Origin of the sequence: Streptomyces sp. NPDC050315 (genome assembly GCF_040655775.1) — a bacterium.
GTDB lineage: Bacteria > Actinomycetota > Actinomycetes > Streptomycetales > Streptomycetaceae > Streptomyces.
This window is the reverse complement of record NZ_JBFAKN010000001.1, coordinates 427,834-449,234: the sequence shown is the minus strand read 5'-3', so window position 1 is coordinate 449,234 and position 21,401 is coordinate 427,834. Positions and strand designations below refer to the sequence as shown.

At 69.6% G+C, this 21,401-nt stretch carries 24 protein-coding genes; 14 read left to right on the top strand and 10 right to left on the bottom strand.

All coding sequences use genetic code 11. The features are described 5' to 3' along the window. Positions 1 to 20: 20 nt before the first annotated feature. Positions 21 to 863, bottom strand: coding sequence for an urea carboxylase-associated family protein (locus tag AB0I82_RS02130; protein WP_363255111.1), 843 nt, complete (start codon positions 861 to 863; stop codon positions 21 to 23). A 23-nt stretch (positions 864 to 886) separates the two neighbouring features. Beyond that, positions 887 to 1,573, bottom strand: coding sequence for a GntR family transcriptional regulator (locus AB0I82_RS02125; RefSeq protein WP_363255109.1), 687 nt, complete (start codon positions 1,571 to 1,573; stop codon positions 887 to 889). Positions 1,574 to 1,808: 235 nt separating this feature from the next. Here AB0I82_RS02125 and AB0I82_RS02120 point away from each other — a divergent pair, with 235 nt between their 5' ends. Together AB0I82_RS02120 and AB0I82_RS02115 are read left to right on the top strand one after the other, a co-directional pair. After that, complete coding sequence (locus AB0I82_RS02120) at positions 1,809 to 3,158, top strand: MFS transporter (RefSeq protein ID WP_363255108.1); 1,350 nt, start codon at positions 1,809 to 1,811, stop codon at positions 3,156 to 3,158. A gap of 86 nt (positions 3,159 to 3,244) precedes the next feature. Continuing rightward, the gene (locus AB0I82_RS02115) at positions 3,245 to 3,601 is read left to right on the top strand and encodes a DoxX family protein (protein ID WP_363255106.1); all 357 of its coding nucleotides are present in this window, start codon (positions 3,245 to 3,247) and stop codon (positions 3,599 to 3,601) included. 43 nt (positions 3,602 to 3,644) lie between these two features. Here the strand turns inward: AB0I82_RS02115 and AB0I82_RS02110 are convergent, their stop codons facing one another. From AB0I82_RS02110 to AB0I82_RS02085, 6 genes are read right to left on the bottom strand one after another with little or no spacing between them, the layout of a single operon-like run. Continuing rightward, positions 3,645 to 4,688, bottom strand: coding sequence for an LLM class flavin-dependent oxidoreductase (locus tag AB0I82_RS02110; RefSeq protein WP_363255105.1), 1,044 nt, complete (start codon positions 4,686 to 4,688; stop codon positions 3,645 to 3,647). Beyond that, on the bottom strand, positions 4,685 to 4,903 hold the full coding sequence (locus AB0I82_RS02105) for a tautomerase family protein (RefSeq protein ID WP_363255104.1): 219 nt from the start codon (positions 4,901 to 4,903) through the stop codon (positions 4,685 to 4,687). The genes AB0I82_RS02110 and AB0I82_RS02105 overlap by 4 nt, the downstream gene beginning before the upstream one ends. Before the next feature lies 1 nt (position 4,904). Continuing rightward, positions 4,905 to 6,392 carry an aldehyde dehydrogenase gene (locus AB0I82_RS02100; protein ID WP_363255103.1) on the bottom strand — a complete coding sequence of 496 codons (1,488 nt, stop codon included), beginning with the start codon at positions 6,390 to 6,392 and terminating at the stop codon, positions 4,905 to 4,907. Further along, positions 6,385 to 7,116 carry an alpha/beta hydrolase gene (locus AB0I82_RS02095; protein ID WP_363255102.1) on the bottom strand — a complete coding sequence of 244 codons (732 nt, stop codon included), beginning with the start codon at positions 7,114 to 7,116 and terminating at the stop codon, positions 6,385 to 6,387. Before AB0I82_RS02095 ends, AB0I82_RS02100 begins: the two co-directional genes overlap by 8 nt. A gap of 6 nt (positions 7,117 to 7,122) precedes the next feature. Then, positions 7,123 to 7,674 (bottom strand): amino acid synthesis family protein, encoded by a 552-nt coding sequence (locus tag AB0I82_RS02090; protein WP_363255100.1) that lies wholly within the window; start codon positions 7,672 to 7,674, stop codon positions 7,123 to 7,125. Beyond that, positions 7,671 to 8,300, bottom strand: a complete 630-nt coding sequence (locus AB0I82_RS02085; protein ID WP_363255099.1) for an amino acid synthesis family protein — start codon at positions 8,298 to 8,300, stop codon at positions 7,671 to 7,673. Before AB0I82_RS02085 ends, AB0I82_RS02090 begins: the two co-directional genes overlap by 4 nt. 242 nt (positions 8,301 to 8,542) lie before the next feature. On the opposite strand from AB0I82_RS02085, the gene AB0I82_RS02080 reads away from it, so the two are divergent. From AB0I82_RS02080 to AB0I82_RS02065, 4 genes are all read left to right on the top strand, one after another. Beyond that, on the top strand, positions 8,543 to 10,162 hold the full coding sequence (locus AB0I82_RS02080; RefSeq protein WP_363255098.1) for a BCCT family transporter: 1,620 nt from the start codon (positions 8,543 to 8,545) through the stop codon (positions 10,160 to 10,162). Beyond that, entirely contained in the window at positions 10,149 to 10,574 is a 426-nt protein-coding gene (locus tag AB0I82_RS02075) for an ester cyclase (RefSeq protein ID WP_363255097.1), read from the top strand. The genes AB0I82_RS02080 and AB0I82_RS02075 overlap by 14 nt, the downstream gene beginning before the upstream one ends. A 26-nt stretch (positions 10,575 to 10,600) precedes the next feature. Continuing rightward, positions 10,601 to 11,104 carry a flavin reductase family protein gene (locus AB0I82_RS02070; RefSeq protein WP_363255096.1) on the top strand — a complete coding sequence of 168 codons (504 nt, stop codon included), beginning with the start codon at positions 10,601 to 10,603 and terminating at the stop codon, positions 11,102 to 11,104. A 70-nt stretch (positions 11,105 to 11,174) separates the two neighbouring features. After that, positions 11,175 to 11,843 (top strand): GntR family transcriptional regulator, encoded by a 669-nt coding sequence (locus tag AB0I82_RS02065; protein ID WP_363255095.1) that lies wholly within the window; start codon positions 11,175 to 11,177, stop codon positions 11,841 to 11,843. 8 nt (positions 11,844 to 11,851) lie between these two features. On the opposite strand, the gene AB0I82_RS02060 is transcribed toward AB0I82_RS02065, so the two are convergent. Continuing rightward, on the bottom strand, positions 11,852 to 12,847 hold the full coding sequence (locus tag AB0I82_RS02060) for an aldo/keto reductase family protein (RefSeq protein WP_363255094.1): 996 nt from the start codon (positions 12,845 to 12,847) through the stop codon (positions 11,852 to 11,854). A gap of 212 nt (positions 12,848 to 13,059) precedes the next feature. Here AB0I82_RS02060 and AB0I82_RS02055 point away from each other — a divergent pair, with 212 nt between their 5' ends. From AB0I82_RS02055 to AB0I82_RS02020, 8 genes are read left to right on the top strand one after another with little or no spacing between them, the layout of a single operon-like run. Then, positions 13,060 to 14,361, top strand: a complete 1,302-nt coding sequence (locus AB0I82_RS02055; protein WP_363255093.1) for an ATP-grasp domain-containing protein — start codon at positions 13,060 to 13,062, stop codon at positions 14,359 to 14,361. Between the two features lie 58 nt (positions 14,362 to 14,419). Then, a complete protein-coding gene (locus AB0I82_RS02050; protein WP_363255092.1) occupies positions 14,420 to 16,471 on the top strand; it encodes a CocE/NonD family hydrolase in 2,052 nt (683 codons plus the stop codon). A 52-nt stretch (positions 16,472 to 16,523) separates the two neighbouring features. Continuing rightward, a complete protein-coding gene (locus tag AB0I82_RS02045; RefSeq protein ID WP_363255091.1) occupies positions 16,524 to 16,724 on the top strand; it encodes a hypothetical protein in 201 nt (66 codons plus the stop codon). Then, on the top strand, positions 16,721 to 17,179 hold the full coding sequence (locus tag AB0I82_RS02040) for a monovalent cation/H+ antiporter complex subunit F (protein ID WP_363255090.1): 459 nt from the start codon (positions 16,721 to 16,723) through the stop codon (positions 17,177 to 17,179). The genes AB0I82_RS02045 and AB0I82_RS02040 overlap by 4 nt, the downstream gene beginning before the upstream one ends. Beyond that, complete coding sequence (locus AB0I82_RS02035) at positions 17,172 to 17,456, top strand: DUF4040 domain-containing protein (protein WP_363255089.1); 285 nt, start codon at positions 17,172 to 17,174, stop codon at positions 17,454 to 17,456. Before AB0I82_RS02040 ends, AB0I82_RS02035 begins: the two co-directional genes overlap by 8 nt. Then, entirely contained in the window at positions 17,453 to 18,196 is a 744-nt protein-coding gene (locus AB0I82_RS02030; protein ID WP_363255088.1) for an MnhB domain-containing protein, read from the top strand. The genes AB0I82_RS02035 and AB0I82_RS02030 overlap by 4 nt, the downstream gene beginning before the upstream one ends. Further along, complete coding sequence (locus AB0I82_RS02025) at positions 18,193 to 18,543, top strand: cation:proton antiporter subunit C (RefSeq protein ID WP_363255087.1); 351 nt, start codon at positions 18,193 to 18,195, stop codon at positions 18,541 to 18,543. The genes AB0I82_RS02030 and AB0I82_RS02025 overlap by 4 nt, the downstream gene beginning before the upstream one ends. After that, positions 18,540 to 20,300 carry a complex I subunit 5 family protein gene (locus AB0I82_RS02020; RefSeq protein ID WP_363255086.1) on the top strand — a complete coding sequence of 587 codons (1,761 nt, stop codon included), beginning with the start codon at positions 18,540 to 18,542 and terminating at the stop codon, positions 20,298 to 20,300. Before AB0I82_RS02025 ends, AB0I82_RS02020 begins: the two co-directional genes overlap by 4 nt. On the opposite strand, the gene AB0I82_RS02015 is transcribed toward AB0I82_RS02020, so the two are convergent. Continuing rightward, positions 20,297 to 21,397, bottom strand: coding sequence for a M20 family metallopeptidase (locus tag AB0I82_RS02015; RefSeq protein WP_363255085.1), 1,101 nt, complete (start codon positions 21,395 to 21,397; stop codon positions 20,297 to 20,299). The genes AB0I82_RS02020 and AB0I82_RS02015 overlap by 4 nt on opposite strands. Between the last annotated feature and the right edge of the window lie 4 nt (positions 21,398 to 21,401).

Genomic DNA, 21,401 nt, shown 5'->3' with positions numbered 1-21,401 from the left:
CGCGTGCTCTTGACGGTGCGTCAGCTCTGCCAGGTCGGGAGGTTGATGCCGTGCAGATTGCGGTACGCGGCGCGCTGCGGCTGCTGCCAGCCCGCCAGCAGCTCGGGGTCGACCTTGTAGACCTCGACGCCGATGGGGTGGCAGACCTCGACCGGGTCGTGTGCGTCCGGACCCCACATCGGGACGGAGAGGTCGCCGCCGGGGCAGGTGGACAGCGCGCAGAGCAGGTCCAGCTCGGCGAAGAACTCGAAGTGGTCGCCGGGGCGGGCCGGGCAGTCCTTCATGAAGTACTGGTCGTCCTCGTTGAGCCCGGTGCACTGGAAGACGTTCAGCACGTCGTGCACGTCGAACTCGGTGAGGCCGTACGGAAGGACCGCCCGGGTCAGGTTCGAGTGGCAGTGGAAGTCGAAGGCCTCACCGGTCAGCATCTGATTGACGTACGGGTCGCAGCGCGTGCCGAGCAGGTCGTGCACCCGGCCGCCCTCGGGGTCGCGCCCGTACTCGGCCAGCGTGTCATCGGTGATGGTCAGCAGCGGGCGCAGGAACGGCAGGTTCGACCACAGCCGGTCGTACGTGCTCACGTGCGCGCGCTGGAGCTGCCGCGTACGGGACGCCCACAGCCGCTCGCGCGGGTCGTTGCGGTTCCACACATTGAGGTCGCCGACCTGCGGGCCGTCGACGGTGACCAGCCGGCACAGGTGCCCGGCCGGCACCTCCCACGCCTTGCCGGAGCGGATCGGAATCTCGAACTTGTCGACCAGCTCGCGACCCTCGGACGTGCCGGAAACCCGGTCGTAGAAGTCCTTGTCGACGTCGAGCGGGCCGCCCTTGGTGGCCTGGTAGGCGGCAGCGGTGGTGGCCATGGGAATCCTCCTGGAAGTACGGCTCAGCTCTGCCGGGCGGCGGCGGCCGCCCGGACCATGTCGACGACCTCGCGCTCGGAGTCGTCCAGGTACTGCCGCAGGGCCGCGGCGGCCTCGGCCCGCCCGCCGGAGCGCAGCAGATCGCAGACCACGCGGTCGCGCGGTACGTACTGCGCCTGGAAGTCCTGCTCGTGCGGGAACTCCGCGAAGGCGAGGCGCAGTTGGGCCGCGGTGGTGTCGAAGAAGCGGTCCAGCCGGGCGCTGCCGAGCAGATGCACCACGGCGCGGTGGAAGCCGAGGGAGCAGGTGCCCGCCTCGTTCCAGCGCTCCGCGGCGGCGGCCCGCTCGGCCTCGGTGACCCTGCGGTCGAGATCGTCCAACGCCTCGGTCGGGGAGTAGACGCTCTCCTCGACGGCCCGCAGCTCGATGCAGCGCCGGGCGGCGTAGATGTCGTGCACGTCCGCCACATCGAGGCGCTTGACCGCCGCGCCCTTGTAGAGCTGGTGGACGGCCAGGCCTTCGTGGACCAGCAGCCGGACCGCCTCGCGCAGTGTGTTGCGCGAGACGCCCAGCTCACCGGCGAGCGCGGCGTCGCGCAGCGGCGTGCCGGGCGCCAGTTCACCGCGGCTGATGCGTTCGCGCAGCCGGTCGGCCACGGTGTCGGCGGCGACATCGCCCTGGGGGGCGTCGGCGTGGATCTCATCAGGCATGGCGGGCACGCTAGCAGGATTGTTCAGCAAAATGCAGCCCGTCTTGCGTGCTGGACGATCACTAAGTACCCGAAAATCCGCGCTGACCAGCGCTTTATAAGCAACCCTTTGGCTATGTGATCGTCAAGCCTTGACAGGATCGTTCAACCATTTCTACGTTGTGCGCCACTTGGCCGAGCCGCCACGCCACCGTGGCGCGTGCCGTCCCCCGTCTCTCCGCACCCGGAGGTGGCCCATGCCGCCGACCACCGCATCGCACACCGTCGCCGGCAGCGGCCGCGACCTTCTCGAGGACAGCAAACTCAGCTCGTTCCACCGCCGGCTCACCGTCTACTCCGCCGGCGGCCCTTTCCTAGACGGACTGATCCTCGGCGTCATCGGCGTCGCCCTCACCCAGCTCGGCCCGAAGTGGCACCTCGGCGGCGCCTGGGAGGGCCTGCTCGCGGCGTCGGCGCTGATGGGCCTCCTGGTCGGCGGCACGGTCTTCGGATACGTCACCGACCGCTTCGGCCGGCACATCATGTACACCATCGACCTGGCCGCGATCGTGGTCTTCTCGGTGGCCCAGGCATTCGTCACCGGCCCGGAACAGCTGCTGGTCCTGCGCTTCCTGATCGGCGTCGCGGTCGGCGCGGACTACCCGATCGCCACCTCGCTGCTGGCGGAGTTCTCCCCGCGCAAACACCGCGGCGCGATGCTCGGCCTGCTCACCGTCATGTGGTCGCTCGGCAGCGCCGCCGCGTACCTCGTCGGCGACCTGCTGCTCCGCCTCGGCCCGGACGGCTGGCGCTGGCTGCTGGCCTGCCCCGCGATCCCCGCGGCGATCCTGGTCCTGATGCGGATGGGTACGCCGGAGTCGCCGCGCTGGCTGCTCTCCCAGGGCCGTACCGAAGAGGCGCAGGCCGTGATGCGCAAGGTCTTCGGCCCCGACGCGACCATTGACGAGCTGGAGGTTCCCACCGAGCCCGCCCGGCTCACCGCGGTCTTCCGTGGTGTGTACGGCCGCCGTACCGTCTTCGTCGCCGTCTTCTGGGCCTGCTCGGTGATGCCCATCTACGCGATCTACGCCTTCGGGCCGCAACTGCTGACCGCGATGGGGCTGGCCGGGGAGGGCAGCTCCAACCTCGGCTCCGGTGTGATCAGCCTGGTCTTCCTGGTCGGCTGCGTGGCGTTCCTGCCACTGCTCGGCCGGATCGGCCGCCGCCCGCTGCTGATCGCCTCCTTCGCCGCCGCGACCCTTCCGCTGCTGGCGCTCGGCCTCTTCCCCGGACTGCCCGCGGTCCCCGCCGGCATCCTCTTCGCCGTCTACGCCATCGCCATCGGCGGCCCGACCCTCCTGCAGTGGATCTACCCGAACGAGCTGTTCCCGACGGAGTTCCGGGCCACGGCCGTGGGCATCGGCACCGGCTTCAGCCGGATCGCCGCGGCCGCCGGCACCTTCCTCACCCCGATCGCCCTGGAGTCCTGGGGCGTGGGCGCGACCCTGCTCCTCGCGGGCGTCGTCTCCCTCGCCGGCACGCTGGTCTCCCTGGCCCTCGCCCCGGAAACCCTGGGCCGCTCACTGGAGAGCTCCAGCTCGGCCTGACCGCGCACGCATGTCACGTTTGGAGGGGCTGACCCGTCCTAGAGGCGAACCCACCCGCGGTTCTCGCGAAGAGGAAGGAGCAGCTCGTGTTTGCCGCTTATCTCGTGGTCACCCTCCTCACGTCGGCCGTCAATGGCCTGGCCGCCGTCGCCAACTTCATCGGCCATGAGTACCCGAAGAGCCAGGCCGACAAGTTGGGCGTGCCCCGGTCCTGGATGCGCCCGCTGGGTGCGCTGCTGGCGGCGGGTGCGCTGGGGCTGTTGGCCGGGTTCGCCGTGCCGGCGCTGGGCACGCTCGCCGCCGCCGGGCTCGTGCTGTACTTCCTCGGTGCGCTCTGTGTACACCTACGGGTCCGCGACTACGAGCTGGGCCCGTGGGCCGTGTTCTGCTGTCTGCCGGTGGCCGCGCTGGCCGTGGGCCTGGCCCACCACGGCGCCTGGTGAACCGACGGCGGGCCCGCGAAGGCCCGCTCTGCGGAATGCCGGCTCACTGGAAGGCCGGCATGACCTCCTTGATGAACAGCTCCAGGGACGCGCGCTTCTCCTCGTGGGAGAGGCTGTTGTCGATCCAGAAGCTGTACTCGTCGACGCCGAGCTCCTCGTAGGCGCGCAGCCGGTCGATGACTTCGGCGGGGGTGCCGATCACCGCGGTCTTGTGCAGCGACTCCGGCTCGAACTCCGGCCGGTCCGCGAACTTCGACTCCGGGCTGGGCTCCAGGAAGCCGTTCACCGGAGTGGTCTTGTTGCCGAACCAGGCGTCGAAGGTGCGGTAGTACCGATTGATCCCCTCCGCGGCGGGGCGCCAGCCGTCGGGCTCGTCGGGGGAGTGGACATGGGTGTGCCGCAGCACCATCAGCTCGGGGCGCGGCACCTCGGGGTGGTTCGCCACCGCGGTCTCGAACTTCCCCTTGAGATCGATGACTTCCTCGTCCCCCTTCATCAGCGGGGTGACCATGACATTGCAGCCCTGGGCCACCGCGAAGTCGTGGGAGTCGGGGTCGCGCGCCGCGATCCACATGGGCGGGGTGGGCTGCTGCACCGGCTTCGGCACGCTGGTCGACGTCGGGAACTGCCAGATCTCGCCGTCGTGTGCGTAATCGCCCTGCCAGAGCGCCCGGACGGCGGGCACGAGCTCCCGCAGATGCTTGCCGCCGTCGCGGGCCGACAACCCGCCCGCCATACGGTCGAACTCGAACTGGTGGGCCCCACGAGCGAGCCCGACCTCCATCCGGCCGTTGCTGATGACATCGAGCAGCGCACACTCACCGGCGACCCGGACCGGGTTCCAGAACGGAGCGACGATCGTTCCCGCGCCCAGCCGGATGGTCGAGGTCTGCGCGGCCAGGTGCGCGAGCAGCGGCATCGGGCTCGGGGAGATCACGTACTCCATCGAGTGATGCTCACCGATCCACACGGTGCTGAAGCCGCCGTCCTCGGCCATGAGGGTCAGCTCGGAGAGGTTCTCGAACAGCTGCCGATGGCTGACCTCCTCGTCCCAGCGCTCCATGTGCACGAACAACGAAAACCTCATGACTGCTCCTCGTCTGCTGTGGTGGCGGCCGTCAGCTCGGTCAGCGTGACGTCACCGGTAGCCCAGTGCGTCCGGGGGACCTCGTGGACGACGACACGGATGTACTCGGGCCGGGTGTCCGTGGTGCGGAGGACCGCGGCGTGCACCTCGTGCAGCAGGTCCCGGATCTGCGCCGGGGTGCGGCCCTCCGCGAGGGTGATGGCAACCTGTGGCATGTCAGCTCCGCATCGTGAACGGGTCGGCCACGGGCTCCTCGCTGGTGTTGATCCAGACGCTCTTGAGCCGGGTGTACTCCTTGATCGTCTCGGTGCCGTGCTCGACGCCGACGCCGCTGGTCTTGAAACCCTGCCGCGGCGACATCGGCGACATCGCCCGGTAGGTGTTCACCCACACGGTCCCGGCGTCCAGCCGTGCCGCCATCCGGTGCGCCCGCGCGAGGTTCTGCGTCCAGACGCCGGCCGCGAGACCGTACTCGGTGTCGTTCGCCAGCCGGACGACCTCCTCCTCGGTGTCGAACGGCATGATCGCCATGACGGGGCCGAAGATCTCCTCGCGTACGACGCGCATGGTGTTGTCGACATCCACGAGGACGGTGGGCTCGTAGAAGTACCCGCCGAGACCGCCGTCCGTAGCGTTTCCGCCGGTCAGCACCCGTGCGCCTTCGCTGCGACCGAGGTCGACGTACCCGGCCACCTTGTCCCGCTGGCCCTCGAAAGCCAGCGGGCCGAGCTCGGTCCCCTCGTCCATGGGGTCGCCGATGCGGATGGTCTTCGCGCGCTCGGAGACCCGCTCCAGCAGCTCGTCGTAGACCGACCGGTGCGCGAACACCCGGCTGCCGGCGATACAGGTCTGCCCGGCGGCGGCGAAGATACCGGCGACCACACCCATCGCGGCGTTCGCGACGTTCGCGTCCTCGAAGACGATGTTGGGTGACTTGCCGCCCAGTTCGAGGGTCGAGCCGATGAAACGGCCGGCGGTCGCCGCGGCGATGCGCGACCCGGTGGCGGTGCTGCCGGTGAACGAGATCTTCGCGAGGTCCGGGTGGTCGACCAGCGCCTGCCCGGCCTCGGCGCCGAACCCGGTGACGACATTCACCGCACCCGGCGGGAACCCCGCTTCCAGCGCCAGCTCGGCGAGCCTGAGCACCGTTGCGGAGGTGTACTCCGAGGGCTTGACCACGACGGTGTTGCCGGCGCAGAGCGCGGGCGCCAGCTTGCTGCTGGTCAGCGTCAGCGGAGAGTTCCAGGGTGTGATCGCACCGACCACACCCAACGGCTCCCGCGCCGTGTAGTTCAGCACCTGGCGGTCGGAGGTGGGGACGACATCGCCGTGGATCTTGTCCGCCAGGCCGGCGTAGTAGTGGAAGTACTCCGGCAGGGAGGCCAGTTGCCCGCGCATCTCGCGCAGCAGCTTGCCGTTGTCCTGCGTCTCCATCCGGGCGAGCTCTTCGGCGTTCTCGGCGATCAGGTCGCCGAGACGGCGCAGCAGGTGTCCGCGTCGCGTCTGGCTGAGGTCGCGCCAGCCCGGGTCCTCGAATGCCGCCTTCGCGGCGGCCACGGCCCGGTCGATGTCAACGGCGTTCCCACGCGCCGCCCGATAAAGGGCCTGGCGCGTGGCCGGGTTGGTGCTCTCGAAGTACTCGCCCGAGGCGGGCTCGACCCACCTCCCGCCGATGAAGTGCTGCGACGTGGTGAGCTCAGGCATGTGCGCACTCTCCGATGAAGGTGGTGAGGGAGTCGACGAACGCCTCGGGGCGCTCGACGGGCAGCATGTGACGCGCCTCGGGGACGACCACCGCGCGGCAGTCCGGAAGCGCCGAGGCGAGGCGTTGGGTCATCGCGGGGGTGGAACCCGGATCGTTCTCACCCGTCACTGCCAGCGCGCGTACGGTGATCGCGCCCAGGTCCGGCGCGAGCTCGGCATCCGCCGTGGCGAACACGCGGTAGCAGTTGACGAACGACCTGACGTCGTTGGCCCGCAGGGTGGCCTCGGTGTGCGCGACCCGGGCGGGGGCGACATCGGAACCGGCGTACCAACGCTCCAGAGACGCGGTGGCACTGGCCGCGAAGTCGGTCTCCGCGGTGTGCAGCCGGGCGAGGACGGACGCCCGCTCCTCGGGCGTCCGCGCGCACACCGAGCTGACCGAGGTCAGCGTGGCCACCAGCTCGGGCCGGTGCAACGCCAGGTGCTGGGCGACGAGCGCGCCCAGCGAGAAACCGACCAGGTGCGAGCCCGCCGGTATCCCACCGGCCACCCCGTCGGCCAGCTCTGCGAGTGTCACCCCGTCGCGCGCCGGCGGGCGGGAGCCGTGGCCCGGCAGGTCGGGGGTGAGTACGGTGAATCGGTCGGCCAGCAGTGCGGCGGCGGGCTCCCACATGGTGTGGTCGAGCCCGACACCGTGCAGCAGCACAAGGGGCGGCTTGCTCATGCGTGCCTACTGCTCGGTCGAGAGCGGGGCCAGGCGCTGCTGGGGGCGTCCCTGGGCGGCGGCGGCGAGCGCGACGACGATCTCGTCGGGGTGCGGAGCGTCGGTGATCCGGACCTCGGTGGTCTGGTGGTGCGAGCGGATCGTTGCGTCGGTGATGTGCTTCAGCGGGATGTCGAACACAACGCCCGCGGCACCGCGCTTCTCGACGGCCGGCAGCAGAGTGGTGGCATTGGCGGCCTTGCGGAAGTGGTCGCCGAACTGGAGAGTGTGGATCAGCGCCGAGCCGTGCTCGATCTCGCCGTCCAGGCCGACGATGGCCGCCTTGCCGTACGCCTCGGCGGGCGCCTGGAGGGCGTCGAGCACCGCGGGGGCCAGCAGCGCGCCGAGGTCGGAGGCGGTCGCGTCAATACCGGGAGCGAGGTCCTCGACAAAGCCCTGACCGGCCCAGGGATTCTCGATCACCGCCGCGACGACGGCGATGCGGGCGGCAGGGGTGACCTCGCGGCCGCCCTCCGTACGGATTTCCTCAACAGTGGTAACGATCTTGCGGACGTTCATGACGGGACCTTCTCCAGGGTTTCGGTGGTGACGACAGGGTCGGTCTTGCGGTCCCCGATACGGGGGTGCGGGCGGGGCCCCGTCGATGCGGCGGCGATGACGACGATCTCGTCCGCACGCGGTGCGTCGGCGACGCGGGCGCTGATGGTCTGGTAGTGACTGCGCGTTGCGGCGTGTGTCTTGTGCCAGAGCGGGACGATCAGCGTCTCGCCGGCTTCGGCGCGGGTGTCGGCGAAGCAGATGATCGATTCGCCCTGGAGGAACTCCCGTACCAGATTGCCGAAGTACGGCGTGTGGATGAGGGCTCCGGCGTGCTCGATCTCGCCCGCCGTGCCGACGATCGCCGCCTTGCCGAAGGCTTCGATCTCCGCCACGCCGCCCAGTGCCTCGATGAGCCGGTCGGCGAGCAGCCGCGCGAGCACCGGGGCGACCCGGCTCTGCTCCGCGTGCAGATCGGCAGCGGGTCCGGCGCCCGCCCAGGGGTTCCGGATGACGGCCGCGACGCTGGCTCGCCGCGCGGGCTGTGCGGGGGCCTCGCCCGCCTCGGTGAAGACGACGTCGCGGTAGAGCACGAGCTTTCGGAGGCCGATGCTGTCGTCAGGACGATCCGTGATGCGCTCTTGCATGCCACAGGACGATAAGTACGGCTCTTGCATCGGTCAAGGGGTGGGCAGTCACGATTCTCCGGATCGCCGCTCGGATCCCTTGATGGCGTTGAAATACCGCCTCTGAACTGGGCGTACTGGGTCGTGCGCGATCGAGTCGCGATTGCCGTCCGACGACCCCTTGACGCTCAACCAGTGGCATGCCTTACTGCTTCTTGTATGCCAGTTCAGGCAGCCGTCGAACCCCGGACTCAAGGAGTTTCATGTCCAGTCCACCTCGATCGGGTGCGGAAACGGCCCCCGTGACGCCGTCCGGGAGCGTCGACGAAAGCACCGCTCAAAACACTGGCGAAGACCGCGAGAGCGACGGCCCTCACCGCGAGGGCAGACTCGGCTCCGTCTTCTGGTCCTCGCTCGGCATCTCCGCCCTCGTCGTCGGCTGGGCGGTGGTCTTCACGGACAATCTGAACGAGGTCACCACCGCCTCGCTGGACTGGGTGACGGCCACCTTCGGCTGGACCTACCTGGTCGTCACCCTCGCCATCCTGATCTTCCTGGTGTTCCTGGCCTTCAGCCCCACCGGTGACATCCGGCTCGGCAAGGACACCGACCGCCCCGAGTTCTCGACACCGACCTGGTTTGCCATGATCCTCAGCGCGGTCATGGGAATCGGGCTGGTCTCCTACGGTGTCGCCGAACCGATCTCCCACCTCGCGACGCCCCCGCACGGCCTCGCGGAGCCCAACACACCGGCCGCAGCGGTACGCGCCCTGCAGTACTCCTACTTCGACTGGGGCCTGCACGCCTGGGCGATCTTCGCCGTCTTCGGTCTCGCCATCGCGTACTCGACGCACCGCAAGGGCCGCCGCACGCTGGTCAGCCAGCTGTTCGTGCCGCTGCTGGGCGACCGGGTGAACGGGCCGATCGGCAAGGCGATCGATGTACTCGCCGTGTTCGCGACGCTCTTCGGAACCACAACGTCCCTCGGCCTGGGGGCTCTCCAGGTCAACAACGGTCTCGGCACCCTCTTCGGGATCCCGGTCAACTCGGTGACGCAGGTGCTCATCATCGCCGCCGTCACAGCGGTCTTCACGCTCTCGGCCGTGACCGGTGTCAGCAAGGGGATCAAGTTCCTGAGCCAGGGCAGTTCACTGCTCGCGGTCGCGTTGTTCGTCTTCATGCTGATCGCCGGCCCCACCGTCTTCGTCGCGAACCTGTACATCGAGTCCATGGGCCGGTGGGCCACCGACTTCTTCCGGATGAGCCTCCAGGGCACCGCGTTCGGCGGGCTGGAGTGGATGCAGCTGTGGACGTACTTCATGATGGCCTGGTGGGTTTCCTGGGGCGCCTTCGTCGGTGTCTTTCTCGCCCGCATCTCCCGTGGCCGCACCATCCGCGGGTTCATCATGGGCGTCCTGGTCGTCCCCAGTGTGGTGTTCTTCACGTGGTTCACGGTCTTCGGTGGCACGGCGATCCATATCGACCTGTTCCAGGGCGGTGACATCGCCAAGCAGACCGCGGCCGATGTCAACAGCGCGTTCTTCGCGACCCTCGAACACTTCCCGCTCACCGGCGTCACGTCGGTGATCGCGATCATCCTGGTCGTGCTGTTCTTCGTCTCCGGTGCGGACGCCAACACCTATGTGCTGTCCATGATGACCTCGGACGGGTCGCTCACCCCGCGTCGTCCGGTGCTCATTCTCTGGGGAGCCCTCACCGGTGTCACCGCCGTGGTGCTCATGCTCGCCGGCGGGCTGACTGCCCTTCAGAACACCGTAATCGTCACGTCGTTGCCGTTCCTCGTGATCATCGCCGGGCTGGCGGTGTCCTTCTGGAAGGAACTGAGCGCGGACCGAAAGGAGAAGACTGATGTCGCACACTGAAACGCGTCGCGGGCTCATCGAGAAGGTGTGGGCCGCGGCCTGGGAGGAGGGCGATGTCGACGCCCTCGACCAACTGCTGAGCCCGGACTACCGCCGCCACGGCACGGACGCCCAGCCGCAGGACCTGAGCACCTTCAAGGCATCGATCGTCTCCACCCGAGCGGCGTTCCCGGACTTGGCCACGACCATCGACGACCTCGTGGTCGACGGTGACAGGGCGGCCATCCGCTGGCACAGCAGCGGAACCCACGTGAACTCCTTTCTCGGCGTCCCCGCCACCGAGCGGCGCGTCGAGGTGAGCGGCGCCACCTTCGCCCGGTTCGAGGGGGACCGCATTGTCGAGGAGTACGTGACATGGGATCCGAGGGCGCTGCTCTCGGCGCTCGGCATCATCCGGGTGGGACAGGACTGACGGTCAAGACGACAAGGAGCACTGCTATGTCCGCGCTTTGCGCACAGCCCGACCTGGACCTGATGAAGCAGGTCAACCGGCAGTTCGTCACCGGCGTCACGGTCGTGACCACGATGGACGGGGAAACCCCTAGAGGGCTGGCCGTCAACGCGTTCTCGAGCATCTCGCTCGACCCCGCCACCGTGATGGTGTGCGTTCAGCACACCTCATCCACGCACGACTGCCTCTTCCGGGCGGACCACCTGGCCATCAACATCCTCTCCACGGACCAGCTCGACGTCGTCAACGCCTTCGCGAGGAAGTCCGACAACAAATTCGAGGGCCTGGAATGGGAGTCGGGCCCGTTCGGAAGCCCGCTGATTGTGGGGAGCAGCGCGCAGATGGAAGTCGCGATCCGTGAGCGGCTCCAGGCCAGCACCCATACCGTCTTCATCTGCCGCGTCGTACACGCTGCGGTCACCGGGAATCCCCCGATGGTCTACAGCGCGGGTAAGTTCTTCGACGGTGGCGCGCTCGCGCCTCTGGGATGATCAGCGGGCGGGTCGAGAGACGGAGGAGGGCTCGGTGAATCGCGGCACAGGCGGAGCTACGAAGGGGTCGATGCAGGCCAGGGTCATCGACGAGATGCGGCGGCGCATCATCAAAGGTGACATCAAGCCCGGCGCGCCACTCTCGGAGCTCGCGCTCGCGGACGAGTTCGGCGTCAGTCGCACACCGGTCCGCGAGGCGCTGAAGCAGCTCCAGACCGAGGGGCTGGTCGAGATCCGGCCCCGCGTCGGCACCTTCGTCACCACCCCGTCCCGCCGCGAGATCACCGAGCTCTTCGAGATGAAGGAGCTCCTGGAGGGGGCGGCCGCCCGCCTCCTCGCCCAGCGCGGCCGGGTCCCGGAGATCGACAGGTTGGAGCGAAACCTGCGCGAGGCCGATGACGCGGTGGCGCGGGACGACCGGGAGCGTTACGCCGAGCTGGTCCAGGAGTTCCACGACGTCCTCATCGCCGGGGCCGACAACAGCAAGCTGGAAGCCCACTACCGGATGCTGATGAACCAGCTGGCGTACTCCCGGTTGGTCAACACCTCGTTGAGCCAACCGGGACGTCCCCTTCAGTCGGACCGCGAGCACCACCTCGTCCTGGAGCTGATCCTGGAGAAGGACGGCGACAGCGCCGAACACGTCATGCGCGAGCACGTCCGGGCCAGCCGCCGCGCCCTGCTGGCAGGCCTGCCCATCGGCGGCTCGAAGCCGAGTACGGACACGGCAGGCGGCTGAATCCCGGATCAGCCCGTCTGGTAGCCGGCCGTCAGCCGCGGGTCCCGAATGGCGACCGGCTCCAGGATCGTGTCGACGGCCTTGAGCACCTCCGGCTCCAGCGTCACACCGGCCGCCTTGACGTTCTCCGTGACCTGCTCGGGCCGCGAGGCGCCGATGATGGCCGCGGAGACGTTGGGGTTCTGCAGTACCCACGCCACCGCGAGCTGGGCCAGCGAGAGACCGGCCTGCTCCGCGAGCGGCTTGAGCTGCTGGACCCGCTCCAGTACCTCGTCCCGCAGCCAGCGCGCGACAAACGTGGCGCCGCCCTTCTCGTCCGTGGCACGCGTCCCGGCCGGCAGCGCCGCGCCCGGCAGGTACTTGCCGGTCAGCACGCCCTGCGCGATCGGCGACCAGACGATCTGGCCGATGCCCAGCTCCTCACTGGCCGGCACCACCTCGTCCTCGATCACCCGCCACAGCGCGGAGTACTGCGGCTGGTTGGAGATCAGCGGGATGTGCAGCTCGCGGGCGAGGGCGTGGCCCGCGCGCAGCTGGTCGGCGGTCCACTCGGACACACCGATGTAGTGCGCCTTGCCGGACCGGACCACGTCGGCGAACGCCTCCATGGTCTCCTCCAGCGGGGTGCTGTGGTCATAGCGGTGGGCCTGGTACAGGTCGACGTAGTCGGTCCGTAGGCGGCGCAGCGACCCCTCGATCGACTCCATGATGTGCTTGCGGCCCAGGCCCCGGTCGTTGCGGCCGGTGCCGGTCGGGAAGTAGACCTTGGTGAAGATCTCCAGCCCCTCGCGCCGCTCTCCCTGGAGCGCCGCGCCGAGCACGGACTCGGCGCGGGTCTCGGCGTAGACATCGGCGGTGTCGAAGGTCGTGATGCCCGCGTCCAGCGCGGCACGGATGCAGGCGGTGGCCGCGTCCTGCGCCACCTGCGAGCCGTGCGTGAGCCAGTTGCCGTACGCGATCTCGCTGATGGTCAGGCCACTGCGGCCCAGGCGGCGGTACTCCACGGTGTCAGCTCTCCTCTGTAGGACTTCTGCCCCTTCAGCACCATCCTGCCCTGCGGATGCATGACTCCGGTGGCGTGGGTACTCGGCGGATCGATCCCGGGGCAGGCGCGTGGCGCGCCGGTCTTCACGCGTGTCTGTGATGACTCGGGCGGCCGTCGCACGGTAGAAGGACGGGTAACCGGGCCCCCGCCGCCAAGATAAAAGGAGGTCCCTTGAGTAGGAAGAATATCTTTGTCGTCGGTCTGGACGAGGGAAATCTGCCCGAGCTGAAAGCTCTTCCGGACGCCGCGGAATACGCGTTCCACGGCCTGCTCACTGCCGAGGAACTACAGGTCGGCGAGGTGTCCGTGCCGCAGCTCCTGGACAAGGCGTACGGCATTCTGGATGCCTTCGAGGGCAGCATCGACGCCATCGTGACCTACTGGGACTTTCCCGCGAGCACTCTCGTGCCGATTCTGGGCGAGCGGTACGGAACACGGACCACCAGCCTGGAGTCCGTCGTCAAGTGCGAGCACAAATACTGGAGCCGGCTGGAGCAGCAGAAGGTCATCGACGAACACCCGCGCTTCGGCCGGGTCGACCTCTCGTCGGACGACCCGCAGCCGCCCGACGGCGTGCGCTTCCCGATGTGGCTCAAGCCGGCCCTGTCCTATTCCTCGGAGCTGGCCTACGGCGTCAAGGACGAGAAGGAATTCCAGGAGGCGGTGGCACAGATCCGGGAGGGCATCCACCGGGTCGGGCGGCCCTTCGAATACATTCTTGACCGCATCGAGCTGCCCCCGGAAATGGCCGGCGTCGGTGCCCAGGTATGCCTCGCCGAGGAGGCGATCTCGGGAATCCAGGTGGCCGTCGAGGGCTATGTCCTCAATGGCGAGGTCGTCGTCTACGGGACGCTGGATTCCATCAATTACCCCGACAGCTCCAGCTTCCTGCGCCACCAGTACCCCTCCACACTGCCCGCGGACGTCATTGAGCGCCTGCGCACCGCCAGCGAGCGGGTGATACGCCAGATCGGTATGGAAGCGGCCACCTTCAGCATTGAATTCTTCTACGACCCGCACACCGACTCGATCAATCTGCTGGAGATCAACCCCCGGCATTCGCAGTCGCACGCGCAGATGTTCCACTACGTCGACGGCGTGCCGAACCACCACTGCATGGTCAGCCTCGCCCTCGGCAAGGACCCCCGGCTGCCGCAGGGCGAAGGCCAGTACCGCAAGGCCGCGAAGTGGTACTACCGCTGGTTCACCGACGCGGTGGTCCAGGACGTGCCCTCCCCGGAGGAGATCGAGCGCATCGAGGCGGAGATCCCCGGCGTCCGCATCGACATGGTGCCGGAACCGGGAAAACGTCTCTCCGACGCGCCGCAGCAGGACAGCTACAGCTGCGAACTGGCCCACATCTTCACCGGCGCCGACAGCGTGGACGAGATGACCGAGAAGTACGACCAGTGCGTGGCGGCCCTCAACGTCAGCTTCGAGGGCACCCCGCCGCCGGAGGACCACAACGAGTGAGAGCGGCCCGTCGGCACGGCGAGCGCACCGGAACACCGGAAAGGAGCACGGCAGCCGCATGCAGTACGTGAGCGACCTGCCTTACGCGACGAAGGAAGAGGACCACGTCGCGATCCCCATGCCCGACGGCACCCGGCTCTCCGCGCACATCTGGCGCCCCGTCACCTCCGACGGAGAACCGGTACCGGCGATCCTGGAGTACATCCCGTACCGCAAACGGGACCTCACCTCCGTCCGTGACTCGATCCACCACCCCTACCTCGCCGGACACGGCTACGCCTGCGTCCGCGTCGACCTGCGCGGCACCGGCGACTCCGAGGGCGTGCTCCTGGACGAGTACCTGGAACAGGAACAGGCCGACGCCGAAGAGGTACTGGCCTGGCTCGCCGACCAGCCCTGGTGCGACGGCAACACCGGCATGATGGGCATTTCCTGGGGCGCCTTCGCGGCGCTCCAGGTCGCCGCGCGGCAGCCCGCGAGCCTGCGCGCCATCGTCATCGCGTCCTTCACCGACGACCGGTACAGCGATGACATGCACTACATGGGCGGCACGCTGCTCTCGGACAACCTCGCCGAGGCCGGCACCATGTTCGCCTACGCCACCTGCCCGCCCGACCCCGAAGTCGTCGGCGACCGCTGGCGCGACATGTGGCACGAACGCATGGAGGCCAGCCGCCCCTGGGCCCTGGAATGGCTGCGCCACCAGCGCCGCGACGACTACTGGCGGCACGCCTCGGTGTGCGAGGACTACGACGCCATCCAAGTCCCCGTACTGGCCTCCAGCGGCTGGGCGGACGGCTATTCCAACGCCGTCTGCCGGCTGCTCAGTAACCTCGAAGTGCCGCGCAAGGGACTCATCGGCCCCTGGTCCCACAAGTTCCCGCACCTCGGCGAGCCCGGCCCCGCCATCGGCTACCTCCAGGAAGTCGTCCGCTGGTGGGACCACTGGCTCAAGGGCGTCGACAACGGCGCCATGGACGGCCCCATGCTGTGCACCTGGATACAGGACAGCATGCCGCCCTCCACCTCCTACGAGGAGCGGCCGGGGCGGTGGGTCGGCGAGCCCTCCTGGCCCTCGCCGCGCATCAAGGACAGCGTGCACACCCTCACCCGGCACCACATCGGCCCGGCGCGGACGGAGGACGAGAAGGAGCAGGACGACGACGCGGTCAGAGGCGAAGCACTGACCGTCGAATCCCCGCTGTCCGTCGGCCAGTTCGCCGGCAAATGGGCCTCCTACAACGCGCCGCCCGACCTGCCGTACGACCAGCGCGAGGAGGACGGCGGCTCGCTCGTCTTCGACAGCGCCCCGCTCACCGAACGCCTGGAAGTCATGGGCACCGCCACCGTCGAGCTGGAGGTCTCCGCCTCCGAGCCCGTCGCCATGGTCGCCGCCCGGCTCTCCGACGTCGCCCCCGACGGCGGCGCCACCCGCGTCACGTACGGCCTGCTCAACCTCACCCGGCGGGACGGCACCGGCGTACCGCAGCCCCTCGAACCGGGCCGCCGCTACCGCGCCACCGTCCAGCTCAACTGCACCGCGCAGGCATTCCCGGCCGGCCACCGCGTCCGCCTCTCGCTCTCCACCTCCTACTGGCCGCTGGCCTGGCCGCCGCCCCGCCCGGTCCGGCTGAGTGTCTACGAGGGGACCAGCACCCTCCACCTGCCGGTCCGCCCCAACGACGTACCCGACGACGTGCCCGACCCCGCCTTCGGCGAACCCGAGGGCACCGAGCCGGTCCCCGCCACCCAGCTGCTCCCCAAGGAACAGCGCTGGGACGTCAAACGCGACCTGGTCAACTACAACAACGAGCTGGAGATCGTGAAGGACGCCGGGTTGGTGCGGTACGAACAGCCCGGCATGGACGTCGGCCGCCGCGCGTACGAGCGGTACACCTCAGTCGCCGACGACTTCACCTCCGTACGCGGCGAATCGACCTGGACCATGCGCTTCAGGCGCGGCGACTGGGACGTGCACGTCGTCACCCACACCACCCTGTGGTCCAGCGAGGACTGCTTCTGCATCGACGCCACCCTCGACGGCTACGAAAGCGACCGCCGGGTCTTCTCCCGCACCTGGAACGAGACCCTCCCGCGCGACTCCCTGTGACCCGGGGTACCACGGGGTACCCGTCCCGCGCGTCGTCGGGAAAGGGGCGGAGATGCGGTGTTTTGATGACGGCATGGCGTGGGGCCGGGTGAGCAGCGTGGTCGAGATCGTGGTCTGGTGGGCGGCGCTCTTTGTCCTCTGGCTGTTCCTGATCAGCACGGTCGACGCCCTCGAAATTCTCGTGGGCGGTCTGGTCTCCCTGGTCGGCGCGGCCGCCGCCGCGGCCGCCCGCCGGGCGGTGACCGACCGGTGAACGCCTGGCTGGTGGCCGCCGCCGTACTGATGGTGGCCGGCCTCGGCCCGGTCCTGTGGTGCGTGGCCACCGGACCGCTCCGCCGCCGCGTCGCCGCCCAGAACACCGGCACGCTGCTGGTCTGCCTCGTCCTGCTGCTGCTCGCCCGCGGCTACGCCCGCCCGCCGTACACCGACGTGGCCCTGGTCGTCGCCCTCCTCGGGCCGGTCGGCACCCTCGTGTACGCCCGGCTCCTCGGGCCCGAGATGGGCGACGACCCGCAACAGGGACCGCTCACCAAAGCCTTCGCGGTGATCGCCACGGCGGCCGTCGTGCTGCCGCTGTGCGTCGCCGAGGGCCCCGGCCGGTCCCTGGTCAAACTCCTCCTCATCGGCGCGATCCTGGTCGGCGGCAACCTCATCTCCTCCCAAGCGCTGGCCGGGGCGCGCCCGAAGGAGGCGGACGACCATGGCTGATGTACTGATCGCCCTCGCGCTGCTGCTGGTCGCCGCCACCGCCACCGCCGCCGTCGCGGTCCGCGACCCGGCCCGCCAGGCCCTGGTCCTCTCCCTCCTCGGCCTCGTCCTCACCCTGCTCTTCACCGTCCTGCAGGCCCCCGACGTCGCCCTCTCCCAGCTCGCCGTCGGCTCGGCGCTGACGCCCCTGCTGATCCTGCTGTCCGTACGCAAGGCCCGCCGCCGCTCCCTCGACCAAGTACGCGCGGACAAGGAAGCGGGGGAGGGCGGCACATGAACCGGCGGCTGCGGATGTGGGTACTGCTGCTCGGGCTCGCGGGCACGGCGGCCGTGCTGGTCGCCGCCGCTTTCCGGCTCCCCGACTTCGGCACCGACTTCCACCCCTACGGCGACCGCGCGGTTCGCGAGGCGCTGGCCAGGCAGACCGCCAACACCGTCGCCGCCGTCAACTTCGACCAGCGTGCCTTCGACACCCTCGGCGAGGAGACCATCCTCTTCGCCGCCGTCCTCGGCACCGTCGTCCTGCTGCGCCAGGCCCGCGACGAACGCCACGTCGAGCCCGCGCCGGCCGACATCGCGGCACCTGTACGCCGCTACGCCCTCGTCCTGCTGCCCGTCACGGTCGTCGCCGGGCTCTACATCGTCGCGCACGGCCAGCTCACCCCCGGCGGCGGCTTCCAGGGCGGCGTGGTCGCGGCCACCGCGCTGCACCTGCTCTACATCGCCGTGGACTACCGCGCACTGGAACGCATCCGCCCGCTCGGCCTCTTCGAAGTCGGCGACGCGGCCGGCGAAGCCGCGTACCTCGTCACCGGCGTCGCCGGACTGCTGGCCGGGTCCTCCTACCTCGCCAACACGATCCTGCCGCACGGCACGTTCAACACCCTCTCCTCCGGCGGCACCGTCCCGCTGCTCAACGCCGCCATCGGAATGGAAGTCGCCTGCGCGGTCGTCGTGCTGCTCGCCCGCTTCCTGGACCAGGCCGTCGAGATCGAAGGGGAAGGGGAACGGAAATGATGGACGTGCTGCCCTACCTGGTCGCCGCGTGGGTCTTCCTCGTCGGCTGCTACGGCCTCGCCACCAGCCGGAACCTCATCCACGGCGTCGGCTGCCTGGCCGTCTGCCAGGCAGCCACCTACGTCCTGCTGCTCGCCGTCGGCTACCGCAGGGGCGGCACCTCCCCGGTCTTCGCCGACTTCACCCCCGGCGACCGCCCGGTCGTCGACCCGGTCGTCCAGGCCCTCGCCCTCACCGACGTCGTGGTCGGCGCCACCGTCACCGCGCTCCTCCTCGCCCTGGTCATACAGGTCGCCAAACGGCACCACACCCTCGACCCGGACGAGCTGTCGGAGCTGCGCGGATGAACCATCTGCTGCCGCTGGCCGTCGTGGTACCACTGCTGGGCGCCGCCCTCCTCGTCGCCGCGGGCCGCTTCGTGCCGCGTGTCGTCGCGGAGGCCGTGGGCGGTGCCGTTGCCGCCGCCACCGCGGCCCTCACGCTCTACCTCCTGCTCGCCGTCCCGTCCCCGGTGATCGAATGGGTCGGCGGCTGGACGCCGCACCACGGACACAGCGTCGGCATCGTCCTGCACGCCGACCACCTCGCCCTCGGCATGGCGGCGCTCGTCTCCCTCCTCGTCCTCGCCGTCCTCGTCTACTCCTGGCGCTACTTCGAGGAACCGCCCCGCAAACACGCCGGCTCCTTCCCCGCCCTGGTACTCCTCTTCCAGGCCGGCATGTGCGGCTTCGTCCTCACCGGCGACCTCTTCAACGCCTTCGTCTTCTTCGAACTCATGGGCGTTGTCGCCTACGCGCTGACCGGATACCGGGTCGAGGCCGCCAGGGCCGTCCAGGGCGGCCTCACCTTCGGTGTCGTCAACTCCCTCGGCGCCTACGCCATGCTGCTGGGCATCGGCCTGCTCTACTCCCGCACCGGCGAACTCGCCATGCGGCACATCGGCGCCGCGCTCGACGCCCGCGGCGCCCCCGACGCACTCGTCCTCGCCGCCTTCGTCCTGCTCCTCACCGGCCTGCTCGTCAAGGCCGCCGCCGTCCCCTTCCACTTCTGGCTCCCCGACGCGCACGCCGTCGCCCCGACACCGGTGTGCATGCTGCTCTCCGGTGTCATGGTCGAACTCGGCGTGTACGGCACGGCACGGGTGTACTGGACGATCTTCGCAGGGCCCGGCGGCATCCCGCCCGAAGCCGTCACCCGCACCCTCCTCACCTTCGGCGTGCTCTCCGCCGCCGTCGGCGCGGTGATGTGCTGGTACCAACGCCACATCAAACGCCTGCTTGCCTTCTCCACCATCGCTCACACCGGCCTCTTCCTCATCGGCCTCGGACTGCTGAAACCCGAGGCCACGGGCGGCATCGCGCTGTACGTCCTCGGCCACGCGGGCGTGAAGGCGGCGCTCTTCGCGTGCGCGGGCATCCTGCTGGACCGCTATGGCTCCATCGACGAGTACGAACTGCACGGCCGCGCCCCCGAACTGCGGGTGACCGCCGTCTACTTCGTCGTGGGCGGGCTGGCGCTCGCCGGGCTGCCCCCGTTCGGTACGGCACTGGGCAAGGCCGTCACGGAAGAGGCCGCCGGGCCCTGGCTCGCCGCCGTGTTCGTCCTCGTCTCCGCGGTCACCGGGGGAGCGGTACTGCGTGTCGCCGCCCGCGTTTTCGGTGGCTTCGGCCCGGCCCCGGCGGACGACACGGAATGCGAGACCAGCGGCGAACGCGAACAGCCGGAGACCGAACAGCAGTTGACCCGGGTCCCGGACACCATGCTGGCCGTCCCGGGCGCACTGCTCGCCGGGGCGCTCCTGGTGGGCGTGGTACCTGCGGTACGCGCCGCCGTGGGGAGCGCGGCGGACGAGGCGACGGCCGGGGTGACCGTGATCCCCGTACCGCCGCACTGGTCGGCCGCCGGAATACTGCTCGGCGTACTCTCCGCGGCCCTCGCTGCCGCCCTCGCACTCCTCGCCGTCCGACGCCCCCAACACACCCGCAGCCGCCACTGGGTCGACCCCCTGCGCCTCCTCCACTCCGGCCACATCGGCGACTACGTGGCCTGGACCGTCGCGGGAACGGCACTGCTGGGAGCGCTGGCGTTGTCGGGCGTTATTTAAGCGTCCTGGAGGGACTTCACCAGTCCCGCAACGAGGTTCGCCCGCTCGGCCATCGCGTCGATCACCACGTACTCGTGGTCGGCGTGGGCCCCGCCCCCGACCGCTCCGAGGCCGTCGAGCGTGGGCACCCCCAGTGCGGCCGTGAAGTTGCCGTCACTGCCACCGCCGACCGCGGTGCCTTCGACGCCGGGCAGCAACTGCTGTGCCAGCGCGAAGAGTTGGGCCGATGCCGCCTCGGGCATCGGGGGACGGCCGACGGCTCCCTCGACCGTGATCCTGGCCCCTTCGAGATGCGGAGCCAGCGCCGCGAACGCGGACTCGATGCGTTCCTTCTCGCCGGCCGACTCGACCCGGACGTCGACGGTGACGGTGGCTTCCGCCGGTACGACGTTGTCCAGGGTGCCGGCGGACGCGACGGTCGGGGTGACGGTCGTACCGATCTCCGGCCGGCCGAGTGCCGCGATGTCCAGTACCTGGTGTGCTGCTTCGACCAGCGCGTTGATACCGGCGGCGGGCTCCAGGCCCGCGTGCGAGGCGCGGCCCGCGATCGACACCTGGAACGTCCCGCAGCCCTTGCGGCCGGTCTTCAGGGCTCCGCCGTCAGCGGCGCCTTCAAGTACCAGCACAGCGCCACAGGCAAGGGCCCGCTCTTCGAGGAGCGCGCGGGAGGAGCGGGAGCCGACCTCCTCGTCGGCGGTCACCAGGATCTCCACCCCCGAGCGGTCATCGAGCGTCGCCACGCCATGAATGGCCTGCACCAGACCGCCGAGCATGTCGAAGACTCCGGGACCGGTCGCCCGCCCGTCCTCAACCCTGAACGGGCGGCGCGCAAGCGTGCCGAGCGGAAACACCGTGTCATGGTGGCCGAGGATCAGCACGCGGGGATCGCCGCCGCCCGACCAGTGGACATGCGGCCCGGCTGCGCTCTCGACGAGGGTGGCCTGGCCGCCGAGGCGGCTCTCGATGACCGCGGCGACAGCCTTGGCCGATGCCGTCAAGGCAGCGACATCGCGCGACGGGGACTCGACCTCGACGAGGGTCCGGAGATCATCGAGCATCGCGTCAACACGCACGGGAACGGCCTGGTGCATCATCATGCGG